Genomic DNA, 15,518 nt, shown 5'->3' on the forward strand with positions numbered 1-15,518 from the left:
GCGTCGGAAGCCCGCAAACAGCGATAAAGCGCCTGCTCTCATGCGCCGGCATGGCAAGTTCCCCGCGGCGTACCGGGTATTCGCGCAGATTGTGCCGCCGGGCTAAAGTTCCCTTCGTCCCAGCCCAAGAGATATTTCTGCGGTCTTCTAGTGTAGCATTTCGAGAACGGTGAATTGGTGTGACCGCGGTGACCGAGAGTTCGGCTTTATACAGATTCGCCACCGACGATTTTCCGGACCGCGACAAAGCTTCGGTCTGGCGCGACCACTTTGGCGACGCGATCGTCAATATGGACATGACGGCGCTTGGCGACGAGCCGTTCCGCTCCGTGTGCTACATCCGCGCCCTTCCCGATCTCAATGTGTGGTGGTGCTCGATCACCGAGTCGGAGGTGCGGCGGACGCCCGTCCATGTCGCCGATGCGGACGACAGCCTGGTGCTCGCGATTGTCGGCCAAGGGCGGACCGCGATCGTCCAGTCCGGCCGCGAGGCGGTTATCGGTCATGGCGAGGCGCTCCTGTGGTCGGCCGAGCGGACCGGCGTCTATCGCAATCTGAGCGCGGCCGGCATGGTCTGCCTGAAATTTTCCCGGCGCAGCCTAGCCGCGACGGTGCCCGACCTCGAGCGCACATTGATGACGCCGATCCCGGCATCCAACGAAGCTCTGCGATTGCTGACCAGCTACGTCGAGATCATGCGCGCCGATCCGGGTTCGCTGGCGCCCGAACTGCAGGCGCTCGGCGTGCCGCATATTCACGACCTCGCATCGCTGGCACTCGGCGCGACCCGCGATGCCAGGGAGCGGGCTGAGGCCGGCGGTTTGTCCGCGGCCCGGCTGCACGCGATCAAGGCAGACATCCTGGCGAACCTCGCGAGCCCCGACCTCGGGGTCGATGCGATCGCGGCCCGCTGCGCGATTTCGCCACGCTACATGCGCACGCTGTTCGAACGCGACCACACCACCTTCACCGACTTCCTGCGCGAGCAGCGTTTGCGGCGGGCCTATCGCATTCTCAGCGATCCGGCTTCGCTCGGGCGCAGCATCGGCACGGTCGCTCTGGATTGCGGCTATGCCAGCATCTCCTATTTCAACCAGGCCTTTCGCCGACGCTACGGCGCGACGCCGACGGACATTCGCAATAGCGCAGCGAAAGACATGCGTTGAGCGACTTTCGTTTTTCGACCGGCGATTATCAGCAGACCGACAGCATCGCGGTCTGGCGGGAGATTTTCGGCCAGAAGATCGCGAACCTGGACATGGAGCCGATCGCCGGCCAGCCGTTCCGAGGCGAGGTGTTCGTTCGCACGCTGCCGGATCTGACGATCGGATTGACCGCGAGCTCGCCCAACCGCATCAAGCGGACGAGAGCCCTGATCGCCGACGGAAACGACGACGTCATGCTGGGCATCATGCTGACGGGACGGGCCACGATTTTCCAGCAGAATTTCGGTGAAGTAAGCGTCGATACCGGCGATGCCGTCGTCTGGTCGAACGCCACGCCCGGCCACAGCCACTATTCGGAGCCGATCGAGTTTCTCTCCATCGCGATTCCGCGCAGCGCGCTGCTGCCGCATCTGCTGCATCCCGATAACGCGGCGCCCGCGATCGTTCCGGCCAGCAACAAGGTGCTGCGGCTGCTGGTACTGTACGTTCAGGCCATGCAGCGGACGAGCATGCCGCAGGGCCTGCAGTCCGTCGCGGCCATGCATGTGCGAGATCTGGTAGCCACCATGCTCGGGCCGACCGCCGATGCGGCCCACCTCGCAGCGCGCCGCGGCGTGTCCAACGCGCGCCTGCGCGCCATCAAGGTCGACATCGCCGCCAATTTCAGCCGGCCCGATCTGACGATCGGTGCAATTTCCGCGCGGCACGGCATGTCGCCCCGGACCATAGGCGCGCTGTTCAACCGGGAAGGCACGACCTTCACGGACTTCGTGCTGGAGCAGCGGCTGGCGCAGGTGCATCGCATGCTGGTCGATCCACGTTTCGCCGATCGCACGATCAGCAGCCTCGCGCTCGAATCCGGATTCGGCGATATCTCTTATTTCAACAACGCGTTTCGGCGCCGCTACGCGGCGACGCCGAGCGATGTGCGGGCCGCGGCCGGTCCCCGAGGCTGACGGCAGCATCGATCCGTGGATGGATTTGCCGCTACGCAATGTTGCCAGGCGGCAACAGGCACAATTCATCGGCCCTCCGCGCCGCATAATGCCGCGCAGCTAAAGTCATCGCGTCGGCCAGCCCAAGCCACTGTTCCTGCTGACACAATATCGTTCTCCCGGATGCGCCGAGACTCAGCGCGCGTTTGGGGGCGAGATGATTTCCGTACGAAGGACTGGCGACGCCGGTACGCGCCGCTTCTTTCACGTCGGTTCGCGGATGGCGCTGCTCGCGGCAACGGCGCTCGTCGTTCTCGGCGGTGGACCCGAGCACGCCCGCGCGCAGTCCCTCATCGACGGCGGCAGCGTGGTCAACGTGCCGGGCACGGAAGCCTCTCCCTGGAATCTCGTCGGCCCACTCACCGTCGGTGGCAGCGGCAACGGCACTTTGAACATCGGGGCGGGTGGCCTGGCCGGCGCGGTCACCAACACGGCAGCCGAGCTCGGCCACGATGCCGGGAGCAACGGCGTCATCACGGTCACCGGCGCCAGTTCGACGTGGACGACCTCCGGTGTCGTCACGGTCGGCCATGAAGGCACCGGCTCGCTCAGCGTCACCGGCGGCAGCATCGTCAACGCCAATGGAGTCTATGTCGGCCTGAACGAGGGCTCCTCCGGCACGGTGACGATCGGTGGCACCAACACGATCTTTACAAGCGGCTCGTTCGCCACCGTCGGCTACAGCGGGACCGGAACGCTGACGGTATCCGACGGGGCGCACGCGAATACGGACGGGGCCGTCATCGGCCTGAATGCCGACTCGAACGGCACGGCAACGATCACCGGGACCGGATCGGTCTGGACCATTGTCCACGACCTGGCTGTCGGCGACGCAGGCACGGGCGGCCTGACGGTGTCCGACGGCGGTTCGATCATCAGCGAGGCCAGCTCTCTCGGCTACTACACGGCCGGCTATGGCGCCGCCACCGTGACCGGCGCCGGCTCGAGCTGGGCCAACAGCAAGGATCTGCATGTCGGCGAGAAGGGCACCGGCAGCCTGACGATCGCCGACGGCGGCGTCGTTTCGAACGCCAACGGTTACATCTCCTACAACGGCGTCATCAGCGGCCTGCCCAGCATCGTAAAGGTCACCGGCGCCGGCTCGACCTGGACCAACAGCGCCGACCTGTACGTCGGCCTGGTCGGCAGCGGCGCATTGAACATCGAGGCCGGCGGCAAGGTGACCGCCGCCAATGCCTACGTCGGGGGCAGCAACGGGGGACAGGGCATCGTCGAGGTCGACGGCGCCGGCTCGTCGCTCGGCGTCGTCGCCGAGCTGAACGTCGGCTATGTGGAAGCCGGATCGCTGACGATCTCCAATGGCGGCGCGGTCACCAGCGTCGGCGCGGCGATCGGCTACGGCGGCACCGCGCTCGGCTCCGCCACGGTGGACGGCACCGGCTCGACCTGGACCAACACCTCGAGCCTTTTCGTCGGCTACTACGGCACCGGCACCCTCGAAATCCTCGATGGCGGCAGCGTCGGCAGCGTTGCCGGCTACGTCGGCCTCGAGGCCGGCTCGACCGGCGGCGTCACTGTCGATGGCGCCGGGTCAACGTGGACCAACGACGGAGTCGTCGTCGGCTATTCCGGCACCGGGACACTGACGATTTCCAACGGCGGCGTCGTTGGCGGCGTCGCCGGCAACGCCGTCCTGGGGACTCAGGCAGGCGCCAGCGGAACGGCGAGTGTCGATGGAAGCAATTCGAAATGGACGGTCGCCGAGAATCTGTCGGTCGGCTCCGCCGGCACCGGCGCGCTGACGATTTCCAGCGGCGGCCTTGTCTCGGTCGCCGGCGTCGTCGGAATCGCCGACGGCCTGGGCTCCGTCGGCACGCTCAACATCGGCGCGGCCGCCGGATCGACGGCGGCGGCCGCGGGCACGCTTGCCGTCACCAACGTGACGTTCGGCGACGGCACGGGCGCGATCAACTTCAATCATACGGGTACGAACTATGACTTCACGCCCGCCATCGCCGGCGTCGGCACGATCAACCAGCTCGCCGGCACGACGGTCCTGAGCGCGAACTCCGCGAGCTTCACGGGCGCGACCAATGTGAGCGGCGGGCGCCTGGCGGTGAACGGTTCGCTCGCCGGCTCGATCGCGACGGTATCGGGAGGCGGCATCCTTGGCGGCACCGGCACGGTCGGCGGCATCATCGCCAATGCCGGCGGCATCGTCGGCCCGGGCAACTCGATCGGCACGCTCAACGTCAGCGGCGACACGAGCTTCGCCGACGGCTCCATCTACCGGGTCGAGGCAAACGACGCCAGCCAGTCGGACAAGATCGTTGCCACCGGCACCGCGACCATCAACGGCGGCACGGTGCAGGTGGTGGTCGAGCCGGGCGCCTACGCCCCGTCGACCGATTACGTCATCCTGACCGCCAACGGCGGGCGCAGCGGCACGTTCGACGCGGTGACTTCCAACCTCGCCTTCTACGCTCCGTCGCTGACCTACGATCCGAACAACGTCTACCTCAAGCTGACGCGCAACAGCCTGGGATTTGCGGCTATCGGCGAAACCCCGAACCAGATCGCCACCGGCGGCGGCGTCGGAAGCCTGGGGAGCGGCAACACGCTCTACGACGCCGTCCTCGGCTTCTCGACCGACGAGGTCCGCGATGCGTTCGATCAGCTCTCGGGCGAGGTGCATGCCTCGGCCAGGGGCGCGATGATCGAGGACAGCCGGTTCCCGCGCGAGGCCGCCCTCGATCGGCTGCGCGCGGCAGCGACCGCGGATCGCCCCGCGGTCTGGGGGCGGGGGGTCGGTGCGTGGGGCCGCAGCGACGGCGACGGCAACGCCGCCCGTATCGACCGCTCCACCGGCGCCATCTTCATCGGCGCCGACGCCGCCCTGCCCGGTGGCGCGCGGGCCGGCATCGTGGCGGGCTACCGCCGCACGACATTCGACGTGACGGACCGTCGTTCCTCCGGCGCCAGCGACAACTACGATGTCGGTCTCTATGGGGGCGCCACCTTCGGCGATCTCACGTTGCGCACCGGCGCTGCCTACACATGGCACGACGTCTCGACCTCGCGCTCGGTGGAATTCCCCGGCGTCACCGACCGGCTGACCGGAAACTACAACGCCGGCACGGCGCAGGTCTTCGGCGAGCTCGGCTACGGCATGCGTGCCGGCAAGGTCGCGCTGGAGCCCTTCGCCAACCTGGCTTACGTGAGCCTGCATGCCGACGGCTTCACCGAGAAGGGCGGGCCCGCGGCGCTGACCGGCGCGGGAGCCGTTAGCGACGCAACCTTCACCGCGCTGGGGCTGCGCGCCTCGACCGGCTTCACGATCGCCGGCGTCAACGCGACCGCGGAGGGCATGCTCGGCTGGCGACACGTTTTCGGCGATGCGTTCGCGCTGTCAACGATGCGCTTCGCCGAAGGCGGCGATGCCTTTTCGATCGGAGGCGCACCAGTCGCGCGTGACGCGGCGGTCGCCGAAGCCGGGCTCAACTTCGCCATCACGCCGGCCGCCACGCTGGGCGTCTCCCTGAGCGGCCAGTTCGGCCCGGGTTTCTCCGACCAGTCCGCCAACGCCGACTTCAACGTCAAGTTCTGAGACGAGGCGCCAGCGACGGGTGACCAGACACGGCTGGCGGCGCCTGGGCGCGCCGAAACAGGCCGGGCGGCCTAACGCCAGAGGTCGGACCGCTTTGTCCTCAGATGAGCTTGAGCCGCGTCGTAGTCGCCATCCGTAAGTGCCGCGCAATGCGCGAGCCAGGCAGGGGTGCCGATAGGAGGAGCGGAGCTGCTGTCGCCGGATCGGCGCAACTGCAGCGTTGCCTCCATCACCTCGACGCAAAGTTCAAGGACATCCGCGTAGCGGCGTCGATCACCGGCACTATCCAGAAGCCGGTGGGCGACTTTGGCGGAGCGTGCGGCGATCGCCTCGGCAATCCGGCGGCCGTGGTCGGCGGTGGCGTGGCCACGCGGCTCCGGCCCCAGCACCCCGGGCAACGGAGCGTCCAGAGGAACCGCGTCGAGGTGCACCAGCTCCGGGCGAAATGACAGCAACAGGGATGCCTCGCCGAGGCCGGCGTGGTCGCCCGCATACATGTCGGTGACCGTGTCGTACTCGGTGAGCGGCAGGATGAATGCCGTTGTTCGCCGCATGGCCGTCAGCGCCGCACGTTTCATGGCGAGCGTTTGCTCAAGACCGAAATGCCCCGCAAATGCCAGGACGACGGCAAAGCCCATGCCACCAAACTGGACGTAGAGCTCCACCAGGAGCGGCTCGATCAACGCGAGCGGCAGCTTGAGCGTATGGGGAAACGGCACACCGCCCACGGCCCACCACGAGACCGGCGCCAGGACTGCATCCGCCTGCTCGGCAATGGCCCGCGACAATCGTTCGGCAACGATCCCGTCGAGACCCAGCGGCAGATGATGGCTGTGCCATTCGATGGTGCCCAGGGGCTGCACCAGTATCGGCGCGTGCTCGGCCAGATGCCGGTCGATATCGCGCGGGAAAGCCTCGGCGAGGTTCAGCATTGCCTAGTCCTCGAAACGCACGACCGTCCGGATGCCGGAGTGTCGGCTGGCAGAAAAATGGTCGGGCATCTCCGCCAGGCTGATGGTGGCCGTGTGGAGAGGATCCAGTTGCAGCCTGCCGTCGGCGTACCAATCGGCGAAGAGCGCGAGGTCGTGGCCCGGTGCGATATCGCCGTAGATGCAGCCGCAAATCCTTTGCTGCTGGCTCATGAAGCCCCGGGGTCGCAGGCTGATGGCTTCCTCGCGGCCGGTGGCCCCCACCAGCGTAAGCTGACCGCCACGCGCAAGCATGGCCGCGCCTGCCTCGATGAGATCGGGACGCCCGACCAGCTCAAAGGCGTGGTCGACACCACGCCCGTCGGTGAGCTTCCGCACCTCGGCCACGATATCGCCGCTTGCCAGAATCTCGTCGGTGGCGCCGAAGCTCCTTGCCAGAGCCAGGCGATCGGGATCGCGGTCGATGGCGATTATCCGTCCCGCGCGCGCCAGCCGCGCGCCCTGCACGGTATTGAGACCGACGCCGCCGCAGCCGATCACGGCCACATCGTCGCCGTCGTTTATCTTCGCGTGCCGGATGGCGGCGCCCAATCCAGTGGCAACCGCGCAACCGAGCAGCGCCGCCTTCGCAAACGGCATGTCGGCACGAATGGCAACGGCACTCGCCGCAGGGACGACGACGTAGGCAGCGAAGCACCCGACGTTGAGCATGACGGCGAGAGGCGCATCGCCGAGGTAAACGCGGGGCTCGGCGGTGCCGCGCACCGACTCGCAGAATTGGGCTCGACCGGAGCGGCAATTGCGGCACTCGCCGCAGGGCGAGCGCCAACTGATGACGACATGCTCGCCGACCCGCGACGCGCTCACCCCCGTGCCCACGGCCTCGACGATGCCGGCGCCCTCGTGACCGAGAACGACCGGTGTCGCGCGGGCGTATTCCACATAGCCGAGGTCGGTGTGGCAGATGCCGGCGGCCATCACCCTTATCCGCACCTCGCCGGGGCCGGGATCGGAAACCACGACGTCTTCCAGTCGCGGCATCTGTCCGAGCCCGTGCAGGACGAGCGCCTGCGTCTGCTTCGCCGTCACGGCAGAGCTCCCGGGAAGCTGTACGACGTCGCGCGGGGGCGAGACCGCCGATCAGTAAGCATTGGCGCCGACGCCGCTGCGCATGATCGCCGGCCCGGCGCTTGTTCCCAGCAACACGGCACCCGCGAGGATATTGTCCTCGGCGTCCTGCCGGGAGCGGATGCCGCCCGAGGCTTTGACTTTGGCGCGCGTGGCCGTCGCGGCCATGAACCGGATAAGCTCGGCAGTCGCCTTGCCGCCGACGCCCCAGCCGGATGAGTTTTTCACGTAGGCGCAGCCGCCCGCCTCCGCTTCGAGGATCGCCAAGCGGCGCTCGGCGATCGACAACGGCTCGAGCTCGAGCATCGCCTTCACCGGCCGGCCCTCCGCCGCCTCGACGACGGCGACGATCTCGGCGCGGAACTCCTCCGTCCTGCCGCTGAGCAGGAAGCCAAGATTTGGCATGAAGTCGATCTCGTCGACACCTTCTTCGACCAGATGCCGCATCTCCGCGACCTTGGAGCGCGTCAGTCCGCCGCCCATCGGGTAGGCCATGGCGGAGCACACCTTGATGTCCGTTCCAGCCAGCTCCGCACGGCAGAGGCCGATCCAGCACGGCTGCACCATCACGCCATTAAACCGAAAGCGTACGGCGTCGGCGCACAGCGCACGAATGTTGCTTTCGGTTGCCGTCGGGGAGACATCGGTGTGTTGAATGACGGCGGCGATTTCATCGAGTTTCATCGGCATGTAGCTTACCTGGCGTTACGGTTGATCGGCGGAGCTCATGCGAGCTCACACCCGGCAGTATCCTCATGTCGCGTTCGGCGACGGCGAGAGGCGCTTGAGCGGGGCGGTTGGTCTGCCTGCCGCGCGCGCGGCAGGCGAGGCCTCACCGGCGCAGCTTTCGAGCGTAATATTCGGGCGCGACGACGCCCGGCTTGTCGAACCAGCGTGGAACGTCGACGCCGGAGGTCAAGACGACGTTGCCCCATGGATCGAAGGCGCCCGTGCGGACGATGACTTTTGCTTTCGCCGCAAGCTCGCCGAGAATGGATTCGTGCGTGACCATGGTGTGGTCCACGTCGGGGAAAAGGCGCTTCACGGTCTCCAGCAGCACCGGGTTGTGCGCCGGCAAGGTGTCGGCGTAGCTGACCTTCTCGGCCACAAAGTCGCCGGCGATCGCCGTCAGAACAGTGGCGAGATCGGGGATGTCCTTGATCACGGCGAGATCGACGCGCCAGGCGCCGCGCGGTATCGGGAACCCCGCGTCGCAGACAATCATCGTGTCGCCATGGCCCATCGCAGCGATGGCATGGTTCAGTTCGGCGTTAAGGATCGTTCCTCGCTTCATCGCGCTTTTCCCGCGTTGGACTGAAACAGTGCCTCGACATCGGCGCGCCGGCCGAGTGAGGGAATGACGCCGAGCTTCGTGCAGGCGATAGACCCGGAGGTGGCAGCGAACCGCACCGCGTCGGGCAGCTCGCGGCCCTCGGCAAGCGCGACGGCAAGCCCGGCGTTGAATGCGTCCCCTGCCCCGGTCGTGTCGACCACGGGGACTTCGACGGAAGGCACCACGAGATCGTAGGTGTCGGATAGGATGAGCGCGCCGTTGCGGCCCATCGTTACGACGACGGTGCCGACGCCGCGGCGACGCAACTGCATGGCCAGGTCGCGCGGCGATGCGGGCGCGTCGGCCGGCAGGCCGAGCAATATCCGCAACTCGGATTCGTTCGGCGTCAGCACATCGACGTTGGCGAAAATCTCGTCCGGCAGAGCGCGTGCCGGCGCCGGGTTCAGGATGGTCCGCGCGCCCGCCGCGCGGCCGAGCTGCATGGCGCGCGATGCGGCAGCGGTCGGAATCTCGAGCACCGCCATCACGACGGCCGACTGGGCGATCCTGTCGGAGGCAGCGTCGACGGCTGCGGCGTCGAGGGCATTGTTGGCGCCCATGTCGAGGATGATGAAGTTGTTGCCCTCGGTGTTCAGGATGATGAAGCCGACGCCGGTCGCGCGGCCCGGCAACGATACGACGTGGGACGCATCGACGTTCTCGGCCCGGTAAAGGTCGTGCGCGATGTTGGCCAGCGCGTCGGACCCGACACAGGCGACGAGCGCCGCATCCGCCCCAAGCCGGGCCGCGGCCACCGCCTGATTGGAACCCTTGCCGCCAGGCCCCATGTCGAAATCGGTGCCGAGCAAAGTCTCGCCGAACACCGGCAAGGTCGGGCTGCGGATCGTCAAGCCGACGGCGAAGCTGCCTACAACGGTGACCTTGGGCAACATCCGACGACCTCCCTACACAGCCTCGGCGACAGGCTGGCCGAGCGCCGCTTGCAGGATGGCTTCCTCGGTGATCCCCGCACCGGTGAAGGACGCGGCGATGCGCCCCTTCTCCATCACGATAACCCGGCTGGTGTGCAGGACTATTTCCGGCAGCTCCGATGAAATCATCAGGACCCCCATGCCGCCGGCCGCCAATCTGACGAGGATCTCGTAGATCTCCGATTTGGCGCCGACGTCGATGCCGCGCGTCGGCTCGTGGAGGATCAGCACCTTCGGCTTTGTGACCAGGCCGCGTGCCAGGATCACCTTCTGCTGGTTGCCGCCGCTGAGCGTCCCGATGCGTTGCAGCAGGCTCGCGGTGCGCACGTCGAGCTGCGCGGCGTAGTCTTCCGCGGTGTCGGCGATAGCACCGTGGCGCAGAAGGCCCGCCAGCGAGAAGCGGGACAAGGAAGCGGAGACGATGTTGTGCGCGACGCTCATCATGATCAGCGCACCGCCGCGGCGACGGTCGGCGGGGACGAGCGCCATGCCGGCCGCGATCGCCGCGCCGGGATCTTCCGGCGCCACCACCAGGCCGTCGAGGGCGACGATGCCGCTGCGCGGCACCAGCCCGAACAGCGCGTCGGACAAACTTTCCTTGCCGGAATTCGGCATGCCCGCGACGCCGACAATTTCGCCCGGATGGAGCGCGAACGAAATCCCGGCGATCTGCGCGGGGACCTTGAGATCCTGCACGGAGAGCACGGGATCTGCCGCCTCCACGCGCGGCGCGGTCAGGGCGTATTGAGCGACAGCCGTCAAGTCGCGGCCGACCATTGCCGACACCAGCCGGTCGATGCTGACCGAGCTGTCGTTGTCCATTGTGGTTACGTGGTGGCCATCCCGCAGCACCGTGATCCGGTCGGCGATGGTGCGAACCTCGTCGAGATTATGCGAGACGTAGACGATCGCGACGCCGTCGGCGCGCAAGGCACGCACGATCTGAAGCAGGCGGGCGGTCTCGTGCGGGGAAAGCGCGGAGTTGGGCTCATCGAGCACCAGAACGCGCAGGTCCTGCGAGATCGCGCGGGCAATCTCGACGAGCTGCATCTGGGCAATGGTGAGCTTGCGCGTCGGCGTGGTCGGATCCAGGTCGCCGAGGCCAAGACGCGCCAGCAGCTCGACGGCACGCTGGTTGGCCTTCGCGCGGCTGATCGCGCGCAATCCGGGCGGCTTGGCCAGCCCTTGCATCATGACGTTTTCGCTGACCGACAGATTGTGGCACAGCGACAGTTCCTGGAATACGACGCTGATGCCGAGCGCCTTGCTCTTGAGCGGGCTCGTCAGCCGCACTTCCTCGCCGCCGACATGGATCGATCCGGTGTCCGGCAGCAGCTCGCCGGCAAGAATGTTCATGAGCGTCGACTTGCCCGCGCCATTCTCGCCGATAACGGCGTGGACCTCGCCGGCGTTGAAAGTCAGCGACACGCCGCTCAAGGCCTTGACGCCGGGGAAGCTCTTTCCCACGGAGCGGATTTCGATCAGCGGCGCCTGCTGCATTGTCTGATCCGATTACGTGAACCATGGACCGCCACGGTGGCCTGACCCACCGTGGCGGCGCAATTTTTCGCTTACTTGAGTTCGCCGATATTCGCCGAATTGTAGATCTTCACGCCGGTGTCGACATCGTCGATCGTCTTGCCGCGAAGGAACTGAACCAGGAGATCGACGGCCTCGAAGCCCTGCTTTTCGGGGTTCTGGTCGATGGTCGCGTCGACATAGCCGTCCTTGATGTGCTGAACCGTCAGGTCGAGCAGGTCGAAGCCGACGACATGCACCTTACCCTTGGCGTTGTTGCGCTGAACCCAGGTGCCGGCGGCGGGAGTGGAGCAGCACTCCAGCGACAGGACACCGGTGACATCGGGATTGGCAAGCAGCGCGTTCTCGATCGAGGCGTAGATTTCCTGCGGATCGGTGCCCGTGTTCAGCGTGTTGACAACGGTGATGCCCGGGAAGGCCGCAAGAGCCTCGCGTGCACCGGCTTCACGATCGAGCGACCACTGCGCGGTGGCGTTGATCGTGGTGATGATCACCTTGCCCTTGCCGTCGAGCACGGTGCCCATGAGCTTGCCGGCCTCGCGACCAGACTGCTTCAGATCCTGGCCGGCGAAGACCAGCCGCTTGCTGGCTGGGTTGTCGGTGTTGTACGCGACGACCGGGATGCCCTCGGCGATCATCCGGTTGATCACCGGCGCCAGCGCGTCGGTCGACACGGAAGCGATCGCGAGCCCGTCGATGGTGTCCATCAACGTCTCGATCTGATTGATCTGCGTGTCGGCGTCCGGGCCGACCGGTCCGATCACCTTGGCGGTCACGCCGTCCTGCTTCTCGGCCGCCTCCACCCCCTTCAGCACGAACGGCTCGAATTCCTGCGAGACGTCCGGGTAGCTGACGATGATGTTCAGGTCCTTGCCCGACTTGATCTTGTCGGCAATGCGCGGCGCCAGCTTGAAGTCGTTAATGCTGACCGGAGCAGCGGCGGCGCCGAAATTCAGCCCGGCGATGCAGGCCGCAGCCACGGCAGTCTGGATGACTAGTTTCCTCATTGCGCAGTCCTCCCATTCCTCTGGTTTTGGGCCCTTGTTGGGCCCGTTTAGTTTGATTTCGACGCAGAACTCCACTTGTCGATGCCGACGGCCACGACGATGACCAGCCCGATCAGGAATTCCTGCGCAAAGGGCGAAACCCCCGTCAGCACGAGACCGTTTCGCAGGACGCCGATGATCAGCACGCCGAGGATTGTTCCGAGGATCGTGCCTTCGCCGCCGGCAAGCGTGGTGCCGCCGACGATGGTCGCGGCGATCACGTCGAGCTCCAGTCCGACGCCCATGCGACCCGCCTGGCCGCTCGGCAGAAACGCCAAGCTGAGCGTGCCGGCCAATGCCGCCAGGACACCCATCAGCACGAGCGCCCAGATCTTGACGGCGGCGACATTGATGCCGGAAACGCGCGCCGCCTTGGGGCTGCCGCCGACGGCGAAGACGCGAAAGCCGAAGCTCGTGTGCGAAAGCAGGAACCAGCCCGCGGTCGCGATGATGATGAAGAAGACCAGTTGCATCGGGATGCCGAGCAGCTTGCCCTGACCGAGAAACTCGAACGCAGCCAGATCGGCGGGGCGCACGCCTGCCTGCGCGTTGACGGTTACGGCGTTGCCGTTGGTCAGGATGAGGGCCGCGCCGCGCACCATGCTGAGCATGCCGAGCGTCGCGATCAGCGACGGCAGGCGCAGGTACGTCGACAGGATGCCGTTGATGAGGCCGATCAGGGCGCCGAGCGAAAGCCCCGCGGCGACCGCCAGCACGAGCGGGTAGCCGGCGACCAGCACCAGGCCGACCACGATGCCGCACAGTCCGTATGTCGATCCGACCGACAGGTCGACCTCGGCCGATACCAGCACGAACGTCATGCCGATGGCCATGATGCCCACCAGCGAAATTTGGCGACCGATGTTGAGGAGATTTGTCGGCGTCAGGAACCGATCGTTAAGCAAGGTGAGGACGATGCACATGGCGACCAGCGCCAGGAAGACGCCGAACTCGCGCCCGAGCACCAGACGTCGCGTCCTCGAAGGCGCCGCTCCAACGGCGGCCTTCGCGGCGATCTGTTGTTCCATATTCCTCCTCCTCCCTGTCGTCGCGCGCCCGCGACCTCCTCCCCAGAAGGTCAACGCAATTCGCTTATTCAGGCTTTCATGAAGCTGCCCGCGGGCACGGTGTTGATCGGCTCGAAGTTCCCGTAGTCGCGGACCCGCATGAACGGGGCGTTGGCCACGGCGTTGTACGAGCAGATGTAGCCCCAGCGATAAGTGTCGCTGTTATTGGCGTCCGATCGATGCAGGAGGTTGCAGTGAAACACCAGCCCGTCGCCAGGCTCCATCTCCACGTGCAGATGCTCGAACCGCTTCTGCGCCTCGGCGATGTAGGCTGAGCTCGCGTTGGTCTGACCGTCCTCGCGGATATGATCGATGCGCCCGAGCGCGTGCGAACCACGCAGGACCTGGAGGCAGCCGTTCGCCTTGTTCGATTTGTCGAGCGCGATCCAGATCGACAGCATGTCGGGCGACAGGCAGCCGTTGTTGTACCAGTAGGCGAAATCCTGGTGCCATTCCCAGGCGCCGCCCTCGCGCGGCTGCTTCATGGTCATCTTGTGGCTGTAGAGGTAGGCCTCCTCGCCGATCATGGACTGCGCGGTGTGGACGAGCCGCTCGTCGCGGGCGAGCAGGCCGTATTTGTCGTCGCCGGCGGTGTTCCACATCTTGAGCAGGGTCTGCTTGCCGGCCTTGTCGCCCTTGGCCATGACCTTGCCTTCTTTGGCCTCCCCCTCGAGGTCGCTACGCGCGTGCGAGCGAAAGTTATCGACCTCCTCGGCCGTGAGCATGCCGGGTACGACGTAGTAGCCGTCCTTGACGTACTGCTCGTGCTGCGCCCGCGTCGGAATGTGCACCGTCGTCCTCCCCGGCAGGGCACTGCCTGCCCCTGTTTCCCGTGCGGCGACTTCTCTCAATTCACCGCTTGGGTCTGAACCTGCACGGACGCGCGCCGAAACAGAATGGACTCTTCTTGCAATCGTTTGTACATAACGAACATGTCCGGGCGCCGCACTACAACGATTCTAGAGAGCTTCCATTACCTGCCAGACCCCTTGTGGGCCAACGTTCTTATGTCGGTTCCGCGAGCCGGAAAGATAGAGGCAGGGCCGGACTACCAGATCGAACGAACCTCCTCGCCGGGGCAGGATCTGCTGTTCTGCGTGGCCGGTTGCGGCTCGATTACGGTGAACGGGGTGACCACGCCGGTGCGAACGGGCGACCTCGCGTGGTTGCCGGGAGAGGCGCCGCACGGACATGCCGCCGACGCCGAGGATCCGTGGACGCTCTACTGGCTGCGTGTCGACGGCGGTGACATCGCCGCCATCCGATCGACTCTCGTCGGGCCCGATGGCGGCGTGATTCCAATCAGCCGCGGCGTCACGCTGGTCGGATGGTTTGGGCGGCTGTTCGAGTGCATGCGCGCCAGGGCGCCGGGCTGCGATCTCGCGCTGAATGTGCTGATGGCGGAGCTGATGGCGATGCTGCACGGCGAAGGCCTCGCGCAACCGAACCGGCAACTGCCCGCATCGGTGACGCGCCTGACCGCGGCGATGAGCGCGCGGCCCGGCGATGCCTGGACGGAAGATGAGATGAAAGACGTGGCGCGAGTCAGCGCCGCGCATTTTCGCCGGCAGTTCCGCGCGCACTTTCACATGACGCCGCGCGAATGGTTGCGCCGCGAGCGCATCATGCTCGCGCAGGATCTGCTCGGGCGGCCGGACGCCAGCGTCACGTCGATCGCGGACACTTGCGGCTTCTACGACATCTATCACTTCAGTCGCGAGTTTCGACGCGTTGTCGGGCAATCGCCCACCGAATGGCGCAAGGCGGGGGCGGTAAAATCGCTTGACGCCGCGACGCCTGTTTTATCGCGCTGAC

The 15,518-nt window shown here is 66.4% G+C and carries 13 protein-coding genes; 4 read left to right on the forward strand and 9 right to left on the reverse strand.

Translation table 11 applies throughout. The features are described 5' to 3' along the window. Nucleotides 1-179 precede the first annotated feature (179 nt). The 3 genes from WDM94_00180 to WDM94_00190 all read left to right on the forward strand — a co-directional run bounded on the left by WDM94_00180 (nt 180) and on the right by WDM94_00190 (nt 5,729). Entirely contained in the window at nt 180-1,166 is a 987-nt protein-coding gene (locus WDM94_00180; GenBank protein ID MEJ0011044.1) for an AraC family transcriptional regulator, read from the forward strand. Beyond that, nucleotides 1,163-2,122: an AraC family transcriptional regulator gene (locus WDM94_00185; GenBank protein MEJ0011045.1), complete on the forward strand. Its 960-nt coding sequence runs from the start codon at nt 1,163-1,165 to the stop codon at nt 2,120-2,122. The genes WDM94_00180 and WDM94_00185 overlap by 4 nt, the downstream gene beginning before the upstream one ends. Nucleotides 2,123-2,318: 196 nt before the next feature. Further along, entirely contained in the window at nt 2,319-5,729 is a 3,411-nt protein-coding gene (locus tag WDM94_00190; protein ID MEJ0011046.1) for an autotransporter domain-containing protein, read from the forward strand. Nucleotides 5,730-5,800: 71 nt separating this feature from the next. On the opposite strand, the gene WDM94_00195 is transcribed toward WDM94_00190, so the two are convergent. From WDM94_00195 to WDM94_00235, 9 genes are all read right to left on the reverse strand, one after another. After that, on the reverse strand, nt 5,801-6,661 hold the full coding sequence (locus tag WDM94_00195) for a creatininase family protein (GenBank protein MEJ0011047.1): 861 nt from the start codon (nt 6,659-6,661) through the stop codon (nt 5,801-5,803). A gap of 3 nt (nt 6,662-6,664) precedes the next feature. Continuing rightward, entirely contained in the window at nt 6,665-7,747 is a 1,083-nt protein-coding gene (locus tag WDM94_00200; protein ID MEJ0011048.1) for an alcohol dehydrogenase catalytic domain-containing protein, read from the reverse strand. Between the two features lie 51 nt (nt 7,748-7,798). Beyond that, entirely contained in the window at nt 7,799-8,476 is a 678-nt protein-coding gene (deoC, locus tag WDM94_00205; GenBank protein MEJ0011049.1) for a deoxyribose-phosphate aldolase, read from the reverse strand. A gap of 142 nt (nt 8,477-8,618) precedes the next feature. Then, nucleotides 8,619-9,080 carry a D-ribose pyranase gene (gene rbsD / locus WDM94_00210; GenBank protein ID MEJ0011050.1) on the reverse strand — a complete coding sequence of 154 codons (462 nt, stop codon included), beginning with the start codon at nt 9,078-9,080 and terminating at the stop codon, nt 8,619-8,621. Further along, entirely contained in the window at nt 9,077-10,012 is a 936-nt protein-coding gene (locus tag WDM94_00215) for a ribokinase (GenBank protein MEJ0011051.1), read from the reverse strand. The genes rbsD and WDM94_00215 overlap by 4 nt, the downstream gene beginning before the upstream one ends. 12 nt (nt 10,013-10,024) lie before the next feature. After that, nucleotides 10,025-11,551, reverse strand: a complete 1,527-nt coding sequence (locus WDM94_00220) for a sugar ABC transporter ATP-binding protein (GenBank protein ID MEJ0011052.1) — start codon at nt 11,549-11,551, stop codon at nt 10,025-10,027. 71 nt (nt 11,552-11,622) lie between these two features. Next, entirely contained in the window at nt 11,623-12,597 is a 975-nt protein-coding gene (locus WDM94_00225) for a substrate-binding domain-containing protein (protein MEJ0011053.1), read from the reverse strand. Nucleotides 12,598-12,644: 47 nt separating this feature from the next. Next, nucleotides 12,645-13,664, reverse strand: a complete 1,020-nt coding sequence (locus WDM94_00230) for an ABC transporter permease (protein MEJ0011054.1) — start codon at nt 13,662-13,664, stop codon at nt 12,645-12,647. A 68-nt stretch (nt 13,665-13,732) separates the two neighbouring features. Further along, nucleotides 13,733-14,494 (reverse strand): phytanoyl-CoA dioxygenase family protein, encoded by a 762-nt coding sequence (locus WDM94_00235; protein ID MEJ0011055.1) that lies wholly within the window; start codon nt 14,492-14,494, stop codon nt 13,733-13,735. A gap of 141 nt (nt 14,495-14,635) precedes the next feature. Between WDM94_00235 and WDM94_00240 the strand changes: the two genes are divergently transcribed. Beyond that, a complete protein-coding gene (locus WDM94_00240) occupies nt 14,636-15,517 on the forward strand; it encodes an AraC family transcriptional regulator (protein ID MEJ0011056.1) in 882 nt (293 codons plus the stop codon). The last annotated feature ends 1 nt before the right edge of the window (nt 15,518 follow it).

Origin of the sequence: Bauldia sp. (assembly GCA_037200845.1) — a bacterium.
Lineage (GTDB): Bacteria > Pseudomonadota > Alphaproteobacteria > Rhizobiales > Kaistiaceae > DASZQY01.